The 20,533-nt window shown below is 42.0% G+C and carries 19 protein-coding genes and 1 pseudogene; 10 read left to right on the top strand and 10 right to left on the bottom strand.

Going from position 1 to position 20,533, the window contains the following annotated elements; genetic code table 11:
* The first annotated feature begins 10 nt into the window (after positions 1 to 10).
* The gene (locus tag DNL43_RS06855; RefSeq protein WP_020281312.1) at positions 11 to 232 is read left to right on the top strand and encodes a P8 family protein; all 222 of its coding nucleotides are present in this window, start codon (positions 11 to 13) and stop codon (positions 230 to 232) included.
* Positions 233 to 425: 193 nt separating this feature from the next.
* On the opposite strand, the gene DNL43_RS06850 is transcribed toward DNL43_RS06855, so the two are convergent.
* Together DNL43_RS06850 and DNL43_RS06845 are read right to left on the bottom strand one after the other, a co-directional pair.
* On the bottom strand, positions 426 to 1,250 hold the full coding sequence (locus DNL43_RS06850) for a hypothetical protein (protein ID WP_054768849.1): 825 nt from the start codon (positions 1,248 to 1,250) through the stop codon (positions 426 to 428).
* A gap of 17 nt (positions 1,251 to 1,267) precedes the next feature.
* Positions 1,268 to 1,582, bottom strand: a complete 315-nt coding sequence (locus DNL43_RS06845; protein ID WP_054768850.1) for a DUF7671 family protein — start codon at positions 1,580 to 1,582, stop codon at positions 1,268 to 1,270.
* A gap of 137 nt (positions 1,583 to 1,719) precedes the next feature.
* Here DNL43_RS06845 and DNL43_RS06840 point away from each other — a divergent pair, with 137 nt between their 5' ends.
* A complete protein-coding gene (locus DNL43_RS06840; protein WP_056980944.1) occupies positions 1,720 to 2,559 on the top strand; it encodes a DegV family protein in 840 nt (279 codons plus the stop codon).
* A 47-nt stretch (positions 2,560 to 2,606) separates the two neighbouring features.
* Here the strand turns inward: DNL43_RS06840 and DNL43_RS06835 are convergent, their stop codons facing one another.
* A complete protein-coding gene (locus DNL43_RS06835; RefSeq protein ID WP_056980945.1) occupies positions 2,607 to 3,614 on the bottom strand; it encodes a LacI family DNA-binding transcriptional regulator in 1,008 nt (335 codons plus the stop codon).
* A gap of 200 nt (positions 3,615 to 3,814) precedes the next feature.
* On the opposite strand from DNL43_RS06835, the gene DNL43_RS06830 reads away from it, so the two are divergent.
* The 4 genes from DNL43_RS06830 (at position 3,815) to DNL43_RS06815 (ending at position 7,942) form a co-directional block, all read left to right on the top strand.
* Positions 3,815 to 5,560, top strand: coding sequence for a phospho-sugar mutase (locus DNL43_RS06830; protein ID WP_056980946.1), 1,746 nt, complete (start codon positions 3,815 to 3,817; stop codon positions 5,558 to 5,560).
* Positions 5,561 to 5,846: 286 nt separating this feature from the next.
* On the top strand, positions 5,847 to 6,191 hold the full coding sequence (locus DNL43_RS06825; RefSeq protein ID WP_056980947.1) for a hypothetical protein: 345 nt from the start codon (positions 5,847 to 5,849) through the stop codon (positions 6,189 to 6,191).
* 101 nt (positions 6,192 to 6,292) lie between these two features.
* Positions 6,293 to 7,102, top strand: coding sequence for a hypothetical protein (locus tag DNL43_RS06820; RefSeq protein WP_056980948.1), 810 nt, complete (start codon positions 6,293 to 6,295; stop codon positions 7,100 to 7,102).
* 12 nt (positions 7,103 to 7,114) lie between these two features.
* On the top strand, positions 7,115 to 7,942 hold the full coding sequence (locus DNL43_RS06815) for a hypothetical protein (protein ID WP_056980949.1): 828 nt from the start codon (positions 7,115 to 7,117) through the stop codon (positions 7,940 to 7,942).
* A 56-nt stretch (positions 7,943 to 7,998) separates the two neighbouring features.
* Here DNL43_RS06815 and DNL43_RS06810 read toward each other — a convergent pair whose 3' ends face one another.
* Positions 7,999 to 8,760: an exodeoxyribonuclease III gene (locus DNL43_RS06810; RefSeq protein WP_095344941.1), complete on the bottom strand. Its 762-nt coding sequence runs from the start codon at positions 8,758 to 8,760 to the stop codon at positions 7,999 to 8,001.
* 185 nt (positions 8,761 to 8,945) lie between these two features.
* Between DNL43_RS06810 and DNL43_RS06805 the strand changes: the two are divergent.
* The 4 genes and pseudogenes from DNL43_RS06805 (at position 8,946) to gap (ending at position 12,540) form a co-directional block, all read left to right on the top strand.
* Positions 8,946 to 9,808: pseudogene (locus DNL43_RS06805) on the top strand (DegV family protein).
* Between the two features lie 112 nt (positions 9,809 to 9,920).
* Positions 9,921 to 10,703, top strand: coding sequence for an MFS transporter (locus tag DNL43_RS12290; protein WP_243538146.1), 783 nt, complete (start codon positions 9,921 to 9,923; stop codon positions 10,701 to 10,703).
* Positions 10,685 to 11,320: an MFS transporter gene (locus tag DNL43_RS12285; protein WP_263863747.1), complete on the top strand. Its 636-nt coding sequence runs from the start codon at positions 10,685 to 10,687 to the stop codon at positions 11,318 to 11,320. The genes DNL43_RS12290 and DNL43_RS12285 overlap by 19 nt, the downstream gene beginning before the upstream one ends.
* 203 nt (positions 11,321 to 11,523) lie before the next feature.
* Complete coding sequence (gene gap, locus DNL43_RS06795) at positions 11,524 to 12,540, top strand: type I glyceraldehyde-3-phosphate dehydrogenase (protein ID WP_095344940.1); 1,017 nt, start codon at positions 11,524 to 11,526, stop codon at positions 12,538 to 12,540.
* A gap of 68 nt (positions 12,541 to 12,608) precedes the next feature.
* On the opposite strand, the gene DNL43_RS06790 is transcribed toward gap, so the two are convergent.
* From DNL43_RS06790 to DNL43_RS06765, 6 genes are all read right to left on the bottom strand, one after another.
* Positions 12,609 to 13,007 (bottom strand): hypothetical protein, encoded by a 399-nt coding sequence (locus tag DNL43_RS06790; RefSeq protein ID WP_054768853.1) that lies wholly within the window; start codon positions 13,005 to 13,007, stop codon positions 12,609 to 12,611.
* A 131-nt stretch (positions 13,008 to 13,138) separates the two neighbouring features.
* Positions 13,139 to 16,036: a MucBP domain-containing protein gene (locus DNL43_RS06785; RefSeq protein ID WP_056980951.1), complete on the bottom strand. Its 2,898-nt coding sequence runs from the start codon at positions 16,034 to 16,036 to the stop codon at positions 13,139 to 13,141.
* Between the two features lie 308 nt (positions 16,037 to 16,344).
* The gene (locus DNL43_RS06780) at positions 16,345 to 17,970 is read right to left on the bottom strand and encodes an ABC-F family ATP-binding cassette domain-containing protein (protein WP_056980952.1); all 1,626 of its coding nucleotides are present in this window, start codon (positions 17,968 to 17,970) and stop codon (positions 16,345 to 16,347) included.
* A 223-nt stretch (positions 17,971 to 18,193) separates the two neighbouring features.
* Positions 18,194 to 18,853 carry a histidine phosphatase family protein gene (locus DNL43_RS06775; RefSeq protein ID WP_056980953.1) on the bottom strand — a complete coding sequence of 220 codons (660 nt, stop codon included), beginning with the start codon at positions 18,851 to 18,853 and terminating at the stop codon, positions 18,194 to 18,196.
* Positions 18,854 to 19,007: 154 nt separating this feature from the next.
* A complete protein-coding gene (locus tag DNL43_RS06770) occupies positions 19,008 to 19,865 on the bottom strand; it encodes an aldo/keto reductase (RefSeq protein ID WP_054768855.1) in 858 nt (285 codons plus the stop codon).
* Positions 19,866 to 19,879: 14 nt separating this feature from the next.
* Positions 19,880 to 20,437 carry a sugar O-acetyltransferase gene (locus DNL43_RS06765; protein ID WP_056980954.1) on the bottom strand — a complete coding sequence of 186 codons (558 nt, stop codon included), beginning with the start codon at positions 20,435 to 20,437 and terminating at the stop codon, positions 19,880 to 19,882.
* Positions 20,438 to 20,533: the final 96 nt, after the last annotated feature.

The raw sequence follows: 20,533 nt of genomic DNA, 5'->3' as shown, positions 1-20,533 counted from the left end.
GTAATATTTTATGGCAGAAGAACCAGGTGCAGAATCTCCATTATTGAACAAGAAGATGTCTGAAGCATTTGACTGGAGCGATGATAAATTACCAGTCCGTGATGCTATTTGGGATTACTACATGGAAAAGAACGACCACGATACCCTCAAGACCGAAAAAGATGTTGAACCTTACATGAACATGTCAACTGATGATCTTAAGAGCAAAGCTGAAGAATTATTGAAGAAGTAATTCATCAGTGGCCTAAAAATACCCGCACTCGTTTCGTGCTAGGCATTCAAATGATCTTCAAGCTTTTAGCTTGGAGGTTATTTTTTTACTCAAAAAAGGAGACTGAATTTTCAGTCTCCCAATTACATTTAAATATGAAATTCAAAAATAACCATTCATCGCTTATCTGCAAATATCCATATGGTGAAACAAATTAATTGTCTGCTTCTTCCTCACGAATAAAGAAGAATGGATGGCCACCAACTGTGTAAGTGGTCCACCAGACGGTCCACGCTGAATCTTCATTTCCCCATGACTGAGTTTTATTGACACCTTTTTTAATAGACAAACGATAGTACTTTGAAGAAACTTTCTTTTCCACAAGTCCTTTTACCGGCTTCTTGTAATAAACGTATGATGTCTTGCCAACTGTTTTAAAATGATTGATTTTGACACTTGCCGTCGGCTTTATTTGCCAAAGTGGATTTGCATACTGAGAACCGGATTTTGATTCAAAAATATTTTTAACATCGTAATGCTTTAATCGGGCATTGGAATAATACTGAAGGTAGCCATCCATCGTAATATAAAAGATTGGCTTATAATAGGCCGCTTTGGAGTAAACATACCCTTTGCCACTCTGCATCGGGACATCCCTAACCGGCAGCTTCAACTTATATGGCCGAAAATACTTGGTATTGTAGTGCGGTGTGTTATAAGATGCCGGGTGAGTCGGTTTGTACATGCGCTGCATCTTCTGATAGCTGATTAAGTCATAGCTTAGACTGACCGTGGTGCCAGACATTCCCAGCACCTTCATAATGGTTCCCTTGGGGGTGATAACTCGATGGCCCCTATGACCGTTCACCTTTGTATAATAACCGGTGAACATTGGTCGTTTCAATTGAACATAGTCGATATTTAAGTTATCTCCAAGATTTGTGTATGCTTTAGCGACTCTTGGAGATACCATGATTCCGATCACGATGATACCAGCAATAAGCATCGTGTTTTTAATCACTGATCCGATTCTTTTCATGAAGATACCTCCCCATTTTAACTTTTCAGTTTCTTCTTCCCCGCCTCCAACACATCATCAGATACATATTCACTGGTAAATCGCTGAAGGGGTGTATAATCATGCCGATCTTTAAACGCAACTGGAATCGCTTTGATAATTCCGACCATCAAGTTATTTTCGGTAATGAAGATTTGACCGACTTTTTTAAACTTCCCTTTGGTATGCTTACCAGTACGCCAGCTATGTAATTTAAAGTCGCCGGACTCATCCATCTTAATTGGATAATTTCCTGAATCATCCGTTTCCAGGGGCACCCCGATATATTGGTTGACTTCATATTTACCTTTCATGGGTTTCAGTCCTTTCATGAATAAATTGTGAACAAAGTTAGAATTAAAATCTAATCTTTTCATAAACACAACAATTATACTAACGAATACTATACAATAACAGTGTAGACAAATTTCGAGTACCTGGGGTGAATAATATGAGCAAAATTAAAATTGTAACTGATTCCGCTGCCCACGTGGCAAACGCCGACATCCGAGCATACAATATCTATGTATTGAACCCACCTATTTTGATAGATGGCAGAGTGTTCGGTTACGTTAACAAGATAAGCAGCGAGAAGTTTCTCCAACTATTTGATTCCGGAAAAAATAAACCGGTTATTGGAGATATTTCGGTGGCTGATCTAACCGAAACTTACAACAAATTGGGCGAGGACGGCAGCCAAATCTTATCAATTCATTTGAGTGATAAGATGTCTTCCTCTTACAATAACGCTAAAACAGCTGCCAGCAAATCCACAACTGACGTCACCGTCCTGAATAGTCAGGTGACGGCTGCCGGGTTGGCCTATCAAGTGCTTAAAGCTGCCAAAATGATCAAGGAAGGCAAAATAATCAAAGATATATTGCCTGAATTGGCAAAAGTCCGTGATAACACCCGGATCTTTTTCTCAGTCCGCAACAACCAGCAAATCGTCAACAACCGGATTATCACCAAGCTGCAGGGTTTCCTTGGCAAGCATGCAAATACAGCTTACATGTTGGCTTTCAAAGGTAACGACTTTCGTTTGGTGGCGCATGGATCCAAGGACGAGTCCTTAAACGAGTTCTGGAAAACTCAGATTGCGCACATGCACGATGAATGCATTGTCCAACTCAGCATTCTACATTCCGGCACTTCAACAAGAGCTCAGTTCTTACGAAGCATGCTAACCGAAGAATTCCCGTTTGTGCCGATTTCCGTTGTCCCAACGAATCCTGAAATGACGACATTTATTGGCCGGAATTCAACCGGTGTTACCTATTTACTGGGATAATCAAAATAAAAAATCAAAAGGATTGGTACAAAAATGTGCCAGTCCTTTTATTTTGCTTTTCTAACACTTTCCCGTTCAACCATTTTTGTTGCCACAACCACTTTTTCCGGTGTATGAGCGTCACCATCGGTACTGGCGTCAACCATTTCAAGCAGGCGAACAGCAACTTCACCCATTTTACCGGTATTGACTTTAACTGCAGTTAAAGAAGGAATCACATATTTTGCAACAGCCGTGTCATTGAAGCTAACCAAGCTGACATCTTCAGGAACCTTAACCCCATTTTCATGAAGGGCCTTTAAAGCACCAATCGCCATCGCATCATTGGAAACAAATAATGCATTAGGGAAACTTTCCTTGGAACTTTTCAGTGCCTGGTCAACCAACTGATAACTCGACTGCATTGTATAATCGCCGACAAAGACATTGGCCGGATCATACAATGCGTGCTTCTCCAAATAATGTTTGAAAACGTCAAAGCGATGATCGGTAATTTTCAATTGGTGATCACTACTATATTCAACACCGGAAATCATTCCGATACGCTTCAGCCCGTTTTCGATGAAATAGTTCAATACTGATTTGGTGGAATTATCAAAATCGGTCACAACGCAATCGTGACCCCTTGCCAAAGTATCAAAGTCGACAAAAACAACATTGTCGGTGACCTTGCTCATCTCATCAATCTGTTCGGCACTAAACTTACCGATTGCGACTATGCCTTTTACATCGTCAATTTTTGACAGCGAGTCGTCGGCAAAATACCGTTTAACTTTATAATGGAACCGTTCTGCCTGCTTTTCCACACCCATCCTGATTGATAAATAGTACAAATCGTCCAGTTCCTGCTGCTCGGTATACCACTCAACAACGGCAATGCTGTCCCGAGTCGTACTGGAACGTTTCTTCTTTGTATAATCCAATGCTTCTGCAGCCTGAAAAATCTTCTTGCGAGTCAGGTCACTAACGGATAATGACTTATCATAATTTAATACCCGTGAAACTGTTGTGATCGAAACCCCGGCCTTATGTGCAATATCCTTAATTGTTGCCATGATCTCACCCCTTCGTAAAATAAATCCGTTTTTTATGTATCAAATCGTTTTAGTTAATTTACTAAAATAAATATATGTTCTTTACCTTGATATGTCAAGGATATTCCGTTATATTAACGTTTTTGGCTAGTAAAATTATTGACGGATGCCTAATAAATTTCTATAATTAAGTTGATTTTAAATATAAGGAGGGTCATGTCGTGGACGACAAAATTAAAGACGCTTACCAACAATGGGTCAAACAACCCAATTTACCAGAAAATCTCGTACTTGATTTAAATAAAATGAAAAATGATTCAGATAAAATTACAGATGCATTTGGAACGATCCTTTCATTTGGAACTGCCGGAATGCGTGGTGTGCTTGGTGCTGGAACCAACCGGATGAACATTTACACTGTTCGCCAAGCTGCCGAAGGATTAGCTTCATTTATGGATACTCTCGATGAAGCAACCAGAAAACGTGGAGTCGCAATTAGTTTTGATTCTCGTTACCATTCAAAGGAATTTGCTCATGAGTCCGCAAAGGTATTGGGTTATCACCACATTCCCACCTTTGTCTTCGACGACATTCGACCAACTCCTGAATTATCATTCGCTGTTCGTCACTTAAATACTTATGCCGGCATCATGATTACCGCCAGCCATAATCCAAAGCAATATAACGGATTTAAGATTTATGGCCAAGACGGTGGCCAGATGCCACCAAAGGAATCTGATTTAATCACTTCCTACATTCGTAAAAACAGTGACTTGTTCGCAATCCATGTTACCCCTGAACAAGACTTGCGTGAAGCTAAAATCATGAATCTGATTGGTGAAGCGGTTGATCAAGCCTACCTTGCCAAGGTTAAGACGGTTAACATCGACTTGGACTTAATCAAAAATGTCGGTGCCAACATGAAGTTTGTTTACTCACCACTCCATGGTACCGGTAAAGTGATTGCTCGTCGTGCTTTGGAAGAAGCCGGCTTCAAGAACTACGTTGTTGTTCCGGAACAAACCATTGCTGATCCTGAATTTCCAACTACGCCATTTCCAAATCCAGAGTTTCCACAAGCATTTGATTTGGCAACTAAGCTGGGCAAGAAGATTTCAGCCGATGTCTTAATCGCTTCGGATCCTGATGCCGATCGGCTTGGCTGTGCCGTTCGTCAACCCGACGGCAGTTACCAATTATTAAGCGGTAACCAAATTGCCAGCGTTCTGTTGAACTACATCTTGGCAGCCAAGAAGAAAGCCGGCGACCTGCCAGCTGATGGTACAATTGTTAAGTCAATTGTCTCCACCGATTTAGCTCCTAAGATTGCCGCTTCATACGGTGTTGCCACCAACAATGTTTTGACTGGATTCAAGTTTATCGCTGAAGCCATCCATCATTACGAAACTCAACATGATCACACCTTCCTGTTTGGCTTTGAAGAGAGTTTTGGTTACCTGATCAAGCCATTTGTTCGTGACAAAGATGCCATTCAAACTGTTCTGTTGCTGGCAGAAGTTGCCGCTTACTACAAGAGTCAGAACAAGACGTTGTACGATGGCGTCCAGGAAATGTTCCAGAAGTACGGTTACTACGCTGAAAAGACCATTGCCAAAGAATTTGATGGTCTGGATGGTAAAGACAAAATGGCGCACATCATGTCAGAACTCCGTGACAACCCATTGACTGAATTTAACGGTCACAAGGTATTGAGTCACGCTGACTATCAGTCATCAGAATTAACTGATAAGGATGGCAAGAAGACCGCTATTGATTTGCCTAAGTCCAACGTATTGAAGTACTGGTTGGATGACGAAACCTGGCTGGCCGTTCGTCCTTCAGGAACCGAGCCTAAAGTGAAGTTCTACTTGGAAGTTGACGATAAGAGCCAAGACGCAGCCGACAAGAAGCTAGCCAGTTACGTGGATGCTGTTGATAAAATGATTGATAAATTGATTAATAACTAGATTTTGTTGGAACGAGGCTGAGACAAAAGTGTATGCTTTTGCCTCAACCTCTTTCGTAATACCATATTATTTTTTGAAACGTGCAACAATCGGCTGATCCCGGCCATTTAAGAGCATCAATCAATCATTCCAACACCAGGAATAATCTGATTGATGCTCTTAAATTCCGGGATCAAAACGCCTTTAGTCCCACTCTTTTTTTAAATAAAAGCCGGAAACATATGTACAAAGTCTGATTGACGGAGTACTCTATTGGCAACAAGTCACATCACGTGGAGGATTTGCATTGAAAAAATTTCAGTTAGCAATCAGAACAACCTATCTAATTGTTTTCATCGTTTCTTTCATCCTTTTCTTACTTGCCCCGACAACAATTGCCCTACACTTCAATGGATTTGGACTTAACGGCGCTTTAGTTAACAGTAGAGGCAATCGAATCGCACTCTTTTTTAACCCGATCCTTCTTTTGGTACTTGGTGAATTATTTATCGGAATTGAAAAATTTACCCGTAAGAGACAAGGTACCAGCGATCTGCCTTTAATAACGTTTCCGGAATGGTCATTTATCGCAGGGACAGCCTTCATAAGCATTGTAATGGTTGTTCTCATGTGGCAGCAAATTCACAACTAAATAATTTATCCGCCAGATATTCTTGAAAATTTGGCGGATTTTTTTATCTGCCAATGTTCTCCTACTCTGCTACAATTAAGCTATGTAAGGGGGAGACACACATGCGACTAACATCAAAAATTATGATCGGCACGCTGGCATTATTTGGGGGAGCCTTGCTTCAAGTTCAGCCAGCCCATGCCACGGTCATCAAAAACAGTTTTTTAAAAACCCAACGCAGCATCACTACATATAACAGTAAAAAGCAGGTTAAAGTCACCATACCCAAGGGAACCACGGTTCAAGTGGGCGGCATCAAACACGTCCACGGCAATAAGTACGTTGCCATTAATCTGGAACGTTTAAGCTACAACATCCGAAAGCCACTGCTCAGCCAGAAAAAGCCTGGTGTTTATACCCATTGGCTTCGCGCAAAAGGTTATAACTTTAAGCAAATCCACAAACCGGTTTACCTGAGCTACTTTGCCGTGCAGTCAGATGGAAAGAAATCACGCAATAAAATTAAGACCGAAACCGGCAATCTTTGGAAAGGCGATCGCTTGCCAGCCAACTACACCACCGCTTCCGGTACCCGATTCCGAGTCACCAGCAATGGGTACTTGGAATATTACGCAAAATCTCCGTTTACTTTCAAGGTTTCTCCAAAACCGACTGCCAGCTTAAAGGTTGTGAAAGCCAGCCATCCACTTGCCAGCGGTGAAACCATTTTGGCTTTTAAATCAAAGATCAGCGGTCTGTCCTTCGTCAAAAAATCCCATCATGATTATCATTTGACAATTAATAGTACCGGCAACGGCACCATCACGGTTATTCCAAGCACCACCAACGTCAAAAAGATTCTGACCAACTGGGTTTATAGAATTGGCAAGGTTGACTGGTACGAAAATAACAGCGTCACAAATTTTAAATAGGGAGGATTTACAATGACTTTAACCAGAATTAAGAAGGCATTCATCCTTGTGACTATGGCTTTCCTGACGCTTGTAATCCTTACTGTCACGGCGAATGCCAGCAGTAAGTATCTGACCAAGCTCGCCAAGAACCAGTATTTGGAAACCAGGCGGACCATTCATACCACTAACAGTCACTATAAGAACGTGAAGATTACGATCCCCAAAGGCACCGTGTTTAAATCCGGCAGTCTTGGTAAAAGCGCCAAGTCACATAAGACATACATCACCATTAATATGAACAATTTAAGTTGGCATTTGCGGAAAGGGATCGTTCAATCCAAACATAACGTCACCGTCACCAAAGGTATCTGGGCGAAGACTTCATACTTTAAAAAGGTCCATGCACCAAAATACCAGTCATACTTCAAGCAGCCATATACTGGTAATCTTGGCGGTCTGGTTTGGCAAGGCAATAAGTCTTTCCCACTCCGACAACAATTCAAAATTGAGAACTGCTTTCGGGTAACCGAGGACGGTTATTTGGAATATTTCACCGGTTACAACTACTGGGTTACCAAAATGCCACGTCCCTATTCTTACGCCAAAATTCATAAGACCATCAAGAAAGGCAGCTCCTTGTATGTCTACACCAAATCCAAAGTATGTGGATTTCCCATGTATCACGTCCACAAAAAGGGCAATGACCGATACCGCTTAAAGATCAGGAAAACAAATCAGCATCTCGCAACAATCAATCCTGACCAAAATAAAAAGTACGATGATAGTGTCACCATTTCCATCCGATATTATGTCGGCGGAAAGAAATTCTACGTGAATAGTCAGCGAATTTATCCATAACATTAAAAATGAAAGCCACCAAATTAAATTGGTGACTTTCATTTTTGAATATTCAGTTACGATATTTCTCCTGTATCCAACTCAACCGGGCAATGATCCGATCCAAATACATCGGTCAATATTTTGGAATCTTTAATGTTATCAGCCAAGCGATCACTGGCCACAAAATAATCAATCCGCCAACCGGCATTCCGATCACGAGAGTGGAATCGATAACTCCACCATGAATAGATGTCCTTTTGATCGGGATAAAAATGTCTGAACGTATCCATGAAGCCTTCGCTTAACAACTTGGTGAACGATTCTCGTTCTTCGTCCGTAAAGCCGGCGTTGTGATGATTGGATTGAGGATTTTTCAAATCAATTTCCTTGTGAGCAACGTTTAAGTCACCACATAAAATAACCGGCTTTTTCTCATCCAGCTTATTTAAGTACTGGTGAAAAGCTTTATCCCAGCCCATCCGGAAATCCAACCGTTTCAAACCTGCCCCAGAATTAGGCACATAGCTGGTCACCAGATAGTAGTTGGGGTATTCAAGGGTAATTGCCCGTCCTTCATGATCAAATTCATCGCTTTCGATGCCATACATCACATTGAGTGGCTCGTGCTTGGTAAAGATCGCCGTTCCAGAATAACCCTTTCGCTCAGCGTAATTAAAATATTGGTGATAGCCGGGCAATTCCAGCTTCAACTGGCCTTCCTGCATTTTGGTTTCCTGCACACAGAAAAAGTCGGCATTTAATTGCTTGAATGTGTCTTCAAACCCATGTTTAACAACTGCTCGAAGACCATTCACATTCCAAGAGATGAATTTCATGTAATCCCATCCTTTTGTTTGTTTACGTCAATTATAACGTAAATAATCCTTTTGCAATCACTTGGAGATGCCCGAAACGCAGAGAATCCTAATATATTGATCTCGTTTATTCTTATATACATCCTTTGTTTTAACTCAAAATAAGGGTTAAAATACACTTACAACCCCGAAAAGAGGATATTAAAATGAAAACAGCCGTAATTACCGATAGTGCCAGTTACCTTGATCCAGTGGTGGCTGCTAAATACAACATCACCGTGTTGCCGATTACCGTTATCTTTGGCAGCCAGGAATACCATGATGGTGTTGACATCAGCTCACAGGAATTTCTGAAAAAATTGGCAGAAACCGAAAAATTACCAACTACCGCCCAAGTCACCATGGGCCAGATGCAGGAAGCATTTGATACCTTGAGTGACAAAGGTTATGATGAAGCAATTTGTGTCAATTTGTCATCAGGAATTACCACTTTCTACCAAAATTTGGTGGCATACAGTCATGAAGTAACAAACATTAAAGTCTATCCATTCGACTCAAAAATTGCCAGCGCCGGCGAAGCTGACTTATGTCTGTTAGCAGCAAAGATGGCTGAAAATGGTGCCAATGCCGATACCATCATCCCCAAGCTTGAACAACTCCGTGATTCAATTCATGTTTCACTGGTTGTTGACAGCTTGGATCATCTGCAGCGAACCGGACGAATTTCCAACACATCGGCATTCTTTGGCAACCTGTTGAAGATCAAACCGATCCTAACTTTTGATAAGAATGGTAAGATCGTTCCTGAAGCCAAAGAAAGAACCATGAAGCAGGCCCTTCAACATATTACCGACAACATTAATAAGACTAAATTCGACCAACCAATGAGAATTTCAGTCGTTGATGCCAATAATCCGGAACTCAGTCAGTCATGGGTGATTGCCTTCCGCGAACATTTCCCACAAGCAAGCATTAGTACTTACCAAATCAGCCCGGCAATCACCGTTCACACTGGTGATAAAGCCATGGGCGTCTTTGGGATTTGGACTGGGATCAATTTAGCAAGTAGCTTGAACAAGAGTGAGTGAATTGCCACTCGCTTTTTTGTTGCAATCAGATATGTAAAATTCAATCAAAGATTTTGCCATTATTAAATAATCAAAAACGAAAGAGATGGGATTATGTCACAAACTAACCAAAAAATCACCCGGCAGACTTATCTGGGCCTGTTGGCCGCTGCGCTGCTCTCATTCACCGGAATTCTTACAGAAACATCAATGAACGTCACCTTTCCAGAATTAACCAAGGTCTTTAACGTCACCTTGGATACGGTTCAGTGGATTACCACCGGCTACCTGCTGATGGTCACCATTGTTATGGCAACCACTGCTTTTCTGCTTAAAAAATTTAAGTCTCAAACAATTCATTTATTTGCCGCGATCGCCTTTGTGGTTGGCGACGTTATGTGTGCTCTTTCACCAAGCTTTCCAATTCTCATGAGCGGTCGGCTGATTCAAGCCATTGCGACCGGGCTCTCGACTCCACTCATGTTTCATATTATCTTCAGCCGAATTCCGGCTGATCGGATTGGTTCAATGACTGGCCTTGCCGGCATGGTTATTTCATTAGCACCAGCTTTGGGGTCGACTTATGGTGGCACAATTTCTTCAACCATGTCCTGGCGAATGATTTTCTGGTTAATCCTCCCAATCATCGTTGTCAGCTGGTGGCTTGGCTCCCACTATATCCGCATTGATCCGGTAGGTACCGGTTCCTTTGATGTTTTAAGCCTCGGCTTGCTGGCTGCCACATTATTCTCGTTTGTCTTTGCAGTTAGTAAAGCCGGCAAATATGCGGTCTTGAGTTCACAGGTTCTCATCCCATTTGTGGTTGGTTTAATTGCTCTGGGCTTATTTATTCCGACACCCATGGTCATTCGCAATTGTTGGACATCAAAGTCTTGAAGTGGCTTTCAACTTCGCTATCGGCTTTTACCTACTTTGTCCTTCAATTTGTTAATATTGGCGTTTCATTTCTAATTCCAGTCTATTGCCAGTATGTTCTGCACAATTCGCCATTTATCGCCGGATTGGTCTTACTTCCCGGTTCACTGGTTGGGGCTGCAGTTTCCCCATTTGCCGGTCATCTTGCCGATCTTAAAGGCTATGCGCTTCCCATTTACATTGGGTTGTGCTCAATGACCCTTGGTGGATTAATCTTCTTTGGCATTCAGGAGTTCTTGACTGCCCTGATCATTTTATTTGTCTATTCCTTCCTACGATTCGGCTTCAACATGGGCTTCTCAAATTCCATCTCCAATGCGATGTTGAACGTTCCCCAGAAATTTCGAACCGACATCAACTCTCTGTTTAGCATGCTCCAACAATTTGCGGGGTCAATTGGAGTTGGAATTATGGCTGCCGTCATGGCAATTAACCAGAACAACGGAACTGGCAATTTAGCCGCCCGTTCGTTTGTGGGTGGTCGATACGACTTTCTTCTGGCAACGTGTCTGAGTGCAGCTGCTTTGATTGCAGCAATCATTAATTTTAGAATTCAAAAACAAAAAAATAGTCATTAATCTCTATGGATAATCACTTTCCGCAGGATCATCAAAATTTTGGTGATCCTGTTTTTTGCCCAATCGGAGCCTCATTCCATGAAGTCGTTTTAATTGAAATTCCATTAAAATGCGCATAAAATGACTGCGATGGTTGAGAATGATTGTACACAACTTAGCCGTCATGCTTACTGTTACCCAGAATTCAAAGGGGGATTCCACTTATGGTAAAGATTGGAATTAATGGTTTTGGTAGAATTGGTCGTTTACTTTTACGTCGAATTTTGGAAGTGAAGGATCCTGAGTTGGAAGTTGTCGCAATTAATGATTTGACGAGCCCATCAATGCTGGCTTACCTTTTCAAATACGATTCAACTCACGGAATATTGCCCCACGAAGTTTCTTCGACCGACGACTCATTAGTTGTGGACGGCAAAAGCTACCGTGTATATGCCGAAAAAGACGCCAGTAAGATTCCTTGGGTAAAGGAAAATGGCGTAGATTTGGTTCTCGAATGTACCGGATTTTACACCTCAAAGGAAAAGTCTCAAGCACATCTGGATGCGGGCGTTAAGAAAGTTTTAATCTCAGCTCCTGCCGGTGCGATGAAGACGATTGTGTTTAATGTAAATGACGACACTTTAGATGCCGATGACCAGATCATTTCTGCTGGATCATGCACGACCAACGCATTGGCACCAATGGCTTACTTCCTGAACAAAGAGTTTGGCGTTGAAGTTGGTACCATGACTGCAATTCATGCATTTACCAGTTCTCAAATGATTCTTGATGGCCCTAAAGGCAAGAAGTTCCGTCCAAACCGTACCGCTTCAGCTAACACCATTCCTCACTCAACCGGTGCTGCCAAAGCAATTGGTCTGGTTATTCCCGAGTTGGATGGCCATCTTCAGGGACATGCTCAAAGAGTACCTGTCGTTGATGGTTCTGTCTGTGAATTAGTATCAGTCCTCAAAACCAAGGTAACTGCAGATCAGGTAAACGAAGCAATCAAGCCTCACACGGTTGATAACCCGGCATTTGGTTGGAATGAAGACCAAATCGTTTCATCTGACATTATCGGTGATACCCACGGGGCGGTTTTCGACCCAACTTTGACTGAGGTTACCACCAACGGTGATTTCCAGACTGTTAAGACCGCAACTTGGTTCGACAACGAATACGGCTTTGTTTCCAACATGGTTCGAACCGCTAAGAAATTTGCCCAAGTATCCAACCTGTAATATAACGGATTTATAAAACAAATAATCGCCACTTTTCGATCTTAACGATGATCAAAAGTGACGATTTTTTATTTTGCTCTGGTTAAACTAACGGTCAGCACATTATCTTTAGTGGTATTGTAACTGGCTAGAATGCCGTTCACCGCATCAGACGCCGGTCCATGGCTGGCAGTCGACCGATGATACGTATTGATCCATGTTCCAAGGGCTTCCATTCCAAACTCAAACCCTTCAAATACCCGCATGTAGGCCAATGACTGTGGCTTAGGCGTCACAATCGTAATTTTCTCAACCCGTTGATCTTTGATATCCATTGTTAAGTGAATTTCTGCAGTATCGAAGAATACTTGGTTGCCATCGTTAGTGTTCGTTGGCAGTTTATATTCCGGCAATTGAATATTAGCATTGTACACCCGCGATACATATTCATAAGTCCCCAAATCATCTTTGCCAAGTTCGCGTGTCAAATTAGTCCCCTCCTGAATGTGACCAGTAACTTAATAGTTCATAAGATGATTATATATTGATTTAGCCAGACGTGGTGGAAATTAGCTTTCAAAAAAGACGACTCTCAAATAGAGAATCGTCTTAATTCATTTTAATATTTAACAACTTTAACGAACTTGTTATTAGCGGTAATGTAGCCGCCTTTTACGACGTAACGTTTGGTACCAGATTTGGTAATTGACCCTTCATGGCTGAAAGTATAACGTTTGATGGTTAACTTCTGCCCTTTCTTGAAGTGGCCGTTCCGCTGGGTCAGGTTGGCAGTCTTGTATCGGTTGATGTGCTTTTTGACAACCAATTGTTTTGCCTGCTTGTGTTTGCCCATCTGAACCAACTTCCGGTTACCGGTAATGTAGTGACCGTTACTTAATAGATAACGAGTGGTTAAATTATGGGTCACAAACCCTTTCACTTTGAGAATCGTGCCTTGCTTATAGTTCTTCACTTTGCCGGTCAGGTTAACCTTCGTGTACTCATTGACACCTCGTGGATTAATCACCGTCAAAGTTGAATGCTTGCTTTGGTAGTAAACTGGACGGACATATTCATAATTTGTCGTAATGTAACCTGTCCAACCATCGGTTTTACTCAAATGGTTGACGTCACGAACTTTATAACGCAGTCGTCCTTCATCGGAACGGGCGTAATCCGTAACCACAAACATTGGTCTGAACACCCGCGGCTTCTTAACATAACCGGATTTCCGTTCAGCTTTCTTGAAGGTTGGATTCTGATACAGATAAATCTTCTTCAAGGAGTATACGGCCATCCCTTTTTTGGCAATTTTACCTGGTTCCACGTCGGTTCCATCAGGTTCCGGAGTTGGAGTGACCGGCGTAACTGGTGTCACTGGGGTTACCGGAGTGACTGGAACGACAGGAACAACTGGAATGACTGGGGTTGTCTTCTTGTTGTAGTAGTAATTAACGGGATCGTTTTTAGCCGCAAACGTGCCTTTGGTATTAGCCGGGAGACGACCTTTGTTTAGCTGATAAGTCACCCCATCAACAGTAATTGTCTCCAAGTGATACTTGGCACCAACTTCATACGGATCACCGATTTTCCCATCAATTGAATCGGTTTTAAGGGTCTTGCCGCCATCTTCGTTAATATAGTTAATCGGCAAGGAGGCTTTTTCAATCGGTGTGCTTGACTTCTTGTAGTAATAATTGACTGGTTCGTTGGTCTTGCTGAAAGTTCCTTTGGTATTAGTTGGCAGCTTATCTTTAATCAAATCATAGGTAACGCCATCAACAGTCAGTGTATCAAGTTGGTATTTGGCATCCACCTGGTATTCATCGCCAACATTTCCCTTAATGGCATCAGTTTTGAGGACTTGCTGATTTTCCTCATTAATATACTTGATGGGAACTGACGCTTCCTCAACTGGTGCTGCTTTCTTCTTGTAGTAATATTTCACATCTTCATTGGTTTTGGCAAATTTGCCGGTCGCATTCTTTGGCAGGTTGGTCTTATTCAACTCATAGGTGACACCATCTTCGGTGATCGTGTCCAGTTGATACTTGCCGCCTGCGTCATAGTCTTCGCCAACTTTTCCTTCGACTTTGTCTGTCTTAATCGTCTTTTGACTGTCTTCATCAATATATTGGATGTTAACCAAAGCATCTTCAACCGGTGGAACATCCTTTTTAGAATAATAAACACTAATGGTTGAATCGGCATTTAAAACACCTTTCACCGTTGGTTTATCAGCGTTATATCCGGAAATAACAGGAGAATCAATTTCATAAGTTCCGGCCCCATCAGCTTTATATGGGTCGGCCATTACTTTGTCAGTTCCTTGCTCCAGATAATTAATCGTCAAGTGATATTCGGTAATCGGTTCGTAAACAAAGACCAGCGGATTTCCAACTGGAGTAGGCATTGAGGCTGTCGAGTATGCTTGAGCTATCCCTGATGTAAAGTCAGCTGCAATCATGCCGCCCTGAGTCGCCTTAACTGTCACAACATCACTCTTCTTTGTGCCTGACATTCCAGCACCGGTGATCTTGCTATAATCAAATACCATATACATTTGTCGGGTATTATTAGTATCAATCACTTTTTGATAAAGGGTTGTATACCGATTGATCTGTGAGGAAGTCCACTTATCCGAAGGAGTTGTAGCAGTCGTATTATTAATTAAAAATTTGTGCTCATTGTTCATATATGGCACTCTAATAATCCGATATCCTGAAATAGTTGGGTAGTCCACTTCTACATACGTGCCGGAATGCCCAGAAATTGTTTGTGATGGTGCCAGTTCATTTCCTTTGGCATCCACAAATTTTGCAGGAACCCCCGTCAGAAATTCCAAGGAACCTGCGGTGCTTGAAAATTGGGAAGAGCCCCGATTGTAGGATAATTGGATTTTGTCTCCCAACCAGGAGAAAGTCATGCCACCAGCATGATATTCCCAGTTGGCATTAAATTCCGTGGACCCTGGAGCGGGAACCGAGACTGTGTTGATTAATTTCCGGGATTCATCCACTTGATGAATATAGGCAGTCTGATTGTCTTTGGACCAGCCGACCATAAAGGCAGTGCTCCCACTGTAATAGCCGTAATTGATGACCTCACCTGGAACTTGTGGGTCAATAAAGTCATTCTCATTAATACTCCCTGAGACACTAGAAATTGTTTGGGAGCCAACTTTTGCGTTTTTTCCCATTGGATTAGCTAATTTTCCATCAACATAAATTGGTGCCTGATGGTAGGTGCTTCCGCTATAGAAGTTTGTGTTTGCCGCATCCGTGTGCTGTTTAGGATCAATTGTCGGATTATTGGTCTTGTCGGCAGGGTCGGGTGCCTTAACAATTTTGGTTGGTGTAACAATTGTGCCATCAGCGTCGGCGGTAACATCATTAGTAGACGCAGCTTGAACCACAGATGTCACCATTTGAACATTCCTGCTTTGGTTCATCGTCATTATTCCCATTATGGATGTCATCCCCAAAACGAACATCCCCAAGTATTTAGCGATTTTCAACTAATCTCCCCCTTTTGGATGATATTTCATCCGTCAAACACGTGACATATTAATAGCTTGTTTTTATTGATGATTGCGCTTACATTTTTTAAAATGGCAATAATTTGGATTTATCATTGAACCACCTCTGTTAGAATAAGTCCCAATTAATTAGTGGAACAGTTATAGAAACTATTACCTATTCCTACATCTTTATTTTACAGGAATTGACAACATTTGTGGGGTATTTTGACTCGGTTCTTACCTGTTAATTTCGATCAAAAAAAGTCCGCTCTCAAAATTTTGAGAGCGGACTTTATAACTGCTGATTAACTATAAAGATCACTTAACTTTTTCTGAACATCCGGATGATTAATGAACTCATCATAACTGATATCAGCCTTATCGATAACGCCGTTATTGGACACTTCGATAATGTGATTGGCAATTGTCTGAATGAACTCATGATCATGGGAAGTGAAAATGATGGAGCCTGGGAATCCAACCAAAGCTTCGTTCAAAGCAGTGATTGATTCCAAATCCAAATGGTTGGTTGGATCATCCATGAGTAATGTATTACCCTTTTGGAGCATCATCTTGGATAACACACACCGAACTTTTTCGCCACCGGATAAGACGTTAACCTCTTTGTTCACGTCATCCCCAGAGAATAACATTCTCCCAAGAAATCCGCGCAGGAAGGCATCATCGTCGCTCCCCTTTTCGGCAAATTGGCGCAGCCAGTCAATAATCCGCTGGTCGTTATGATTGAACTCCGAAGCAAAGTCTTTCATCAATGAAGATATTTCAACAGTTTGGCCCCATTTAATTTCACCTGTATCAGGCTTAATTACCCCAGCCAAAATCTGCATCAAAGTTGTGGTTGCCAAGTCATTTCGGCTGACCAAAGCAGTTTTATCTCCTGGTCTTAACGTAAATGTGACGTTGTCTAAAATCTTAACCCCGTCAATTGATTTGGAAACATTATCCACCCGCAACAAGTCGTTCCCCAAAGGCCGGTTCTCTTCAAATTTAATGAATGGATACTTTCTTGAAGATGGCTTAATGTCATCCAGTGAAATCTTTTCGAGTTGCTTCTTACGGGAAGTGGCCTGCTTTGACTTGGAAGCGTTGGCGCTGAATCGATCCACAAAGGCTTGGAGTTCTTTAATCTTGTCTTCCTTCTTGGCGTTTGAATCTGCCTTCATTTTGGCAGCCAATTGGCTGGACTGAAGCCAGAAATCATAGTTTCCAACGTACATCCGAATTTCACCAAAGTCGACATCACACATCATCGTACAAGTCTGGTTCAGGAAATGACGGTCATGAGAGACAATAATCGTAATCTTGGAATAGTCAGCCAGAAAGTTTTCCAGCCATTCAATACTATAAACATCAAGTCCGTTGGTTGGCTCATCCAACAACAAAATGTCGGGTTCACCAAACAAAGCTCGGGCCAAAAGTACTTTAACTTTTTGGCCTTCGGTTAATTCGCTCATCAGCTCTTGATGTAGTTCTTCTGGAATATCCAGTGACTGTAATAACTGCGACGCATCGGATTCGGCGTTCCAGCCATCCAGTTCAGCAAATTCCGCTTCCAAATTGGCAGCTTGAATGCCATCTTCATCAGAAAAGTCAGCCTTGGCATACAAGGCATCCTTTGCTTCCATGACATCGGCCAAATGTTTATAGCCTTGAATCACGGTCTGCATGACGGTCTGATCTTCAAAGCCATAATGGTCCTGGCTCAAGCTTGAGATCCGCTCGTTCTTATCTACGTGAATTTCACCCGTTGAAGGGGCCAAATCACCTCGAAGCAACTTCAAGAAAGTTGATTTACCGGCACCATTTGCGCCGATTACGCCATAACAGTTGCCTTGGGTGAACTTTAAATTCACATCGTCATAAAGTTTTTTACCTGAGAGTTGTAATCCCATGTTTTGAATTGTAATCATTAAATGTATTCCTCACTGTTCTGCTGAAACGTGTTCACCAAGCCAGCTTCTTCCGCTTAGTCCAATAACGGTCTTCAACGCAAACCCGGCGTTAAAAACCGTTATTACACTAATGCTCGGAAGCTAAACGGCTTGATTCACACTCTACCAAAAAAGCCAGGGCTTCTTTCGTCCTGACCAACACAAGTCTCATAAATATATCATATTAAGGGACTATAAACAACTAGACTTCGCCCAGATTGTTGAAATATTCAACCTTAATATCATCATCAGTAATAATGAGTTTGGTGACACTGCCGTTTTTGGTTGCAACACCCAGATCCAGCTTAGGCGCATATCGATCAACAATTGAACGGATCGTCATACCATGTGACACAATTAAGATATCTTCACCATCATGGGTATTTTGACGAATCTTATCAAAGCCATGATCCAAGCGCTCCCAAAACATTGCGTTATTTTCAGCATTATTATACAGATCGGCGCGGTGAATTAAATCACGGGCACGTTCAAGGCCAAAGTTCTGTAAAACTTCTTTTTCAGTCGTTTCTTGAACCTGGGCACCAACAAACTGCCACATTTGATTAAGATCGTTTCCTTCAAAATAACCGTGAAATTGTTCTCGTAATTCGGGATATTGGTAACTGACTATGTTCATGTTGTGCGGATTGGCCTTCATAATAATCTTGCCGGTATCAATTGCCCGACCTGAATCACTGGTAAATGAAGCAGCAAAGTTAATCTTGGAGAGTCGTTCCCCAGCACTTTTGGCATCTTGAATTCCCTTTTCAGTGAGTGGAGAATCAATCCATCCCTGAACTTTATTATATAAATTCAAGTAAGTTTGTCCGTGCCGAACCATGTAAGCAGTAACCTTTGTCAAAAAATCATCCCATTTCTCAAAAATTTGCTTTCACATACCCTCAGTATAGCGGATCGAGTATCGTTTAGCATTAAAAGAAACTTCGAATTTAAAAAGGCCTCGTAATGAACTCATACTCCTGTAAGTCCACCAACGAAACCTTTTAATTTATATATTAATGATGCGGATACTGATGCCCAATCTCATACACCATTTCAGGTTCCTGGCTGATCCGGGTATTCCGGTTCAAACCATCGACCTGCTTCATTTCATCTGCACTCAACTCAAAGTCATAAATGTCAGCGTTCTGCTTAATCCGTTCTGGATGCACTGACTTGGGAATAAAGGCATCCCCACGTTGGAAGTGCCATCTCAAAATGACTTGAGCGGCTGACTTGCCATGTTTGGCAGCAATCCCGGTAATCACGGGATCATCAAAGATCCGACCGCGACCAAGTGGTGCCCAAGCCTGAGTAACTATGTGATTTTCACGGTCAAAGTCAATCATGGCTTTCTGTGACAAGTACGGGTGAACTTCCAATTGGTTAACAACCGGCATTTCATTCGCTTTGGTGGCCAAATACTGCAGGTGCAGCATGCCATAGTTGCTGGTTGCAATCGACTTGACCAAGCCCTGTTCTTTGAGGCTCTCAAATGCCCGCCAAGTTTCAAAGAAATGGGTGTGGATTGGCCAGTGGACCATTAACATGTCAACGTAGTCCAACTGTAATTTCTTCAATGATTCTTCAAATGAAGACATAACCTTGTCATATCCTTGGTTGTCTTCGGCAATCTTAGTGGTAATAAAGACATCATCACGAGGAACATCAAGCTCTTTGATTGCTTTACCAACCGCTGCTTCATTACCATACATCTGAGCGGTGTCAAACAGCCGATAGCCATCAGAATAAGCTGATTTGACCGACTTAATCAACTCATCTTCATCGGTCATCCGGTAAACACCAAGACCTTCTTGGGGCATTGTATGGCCATCTGCTAATTTAATTCTGCTGCTAATATTTTCTTTACTCATCAAAATCCTCCACGTTATTTTAAATTTTTAATGACTCTGGCAGGATTTCCGCCAATCAAAACGTTATCACCAAAAGACTTGGTGACAACAGCGCCTGCTGCAATTATAACATTATCTCCTAAAGTGACGCCGGGCACAATAATGGCACCGCCACCGGCCCAAAAGTTATCGCCAATTGTCACGTCCGCAGGATACTCGTACCCCGCCTTGCGATCATCCACATCAAGCGGATGATTAACTGAGAAGATTTGAACATTTGGCCCCAGCAAAGCGTTGTCACCAATCGTAATCTTACCAACATCAATGAAGGTACAGCCATAATTGGCAAAAAAGTTCTCACCAACAGAAACCGTATAACCATAATCACACTGAAACGGAGATTGGATATCAACTTTTTTACCGGTGTGTTTAAACATCTTTTTAATAATCTGACTGCCTTGCTTCGGATCCTCTCGAGCAACCCGGTTAAATTGATCCACAAGCAATCGATTGGTTCGACGATCCTCAGCCAGTTCATCACTAATGTTCAGGTACTTCTCCCCAGCCAACATTTTCTCTTTTTCAGTGCGCATTATCGATTTTCCTCCTATATAAACAGCTATGTACAAAATGAGGTCGAGGCAAAAGCAAATTTGTCTCAACCTCATTTTAATTTTGATTAAGTTCCA

The sequence above is a fragment of the Lentilactobacillus kefiri genome, from assembly GCF_009739535.1.
Classification (GTDB): domain Bacteria; phylum Bacillota; class Bacilli; order Lactobacillales; family Lactobacillaceae; genus Lentilactobacillus; species Lentilactobacillus kefiri.
The sequence above is the reverse complement of the archived record's forward strand: the minus strand, read 5'-3'. Positions and strand labels throughout refer to the sequence as shown.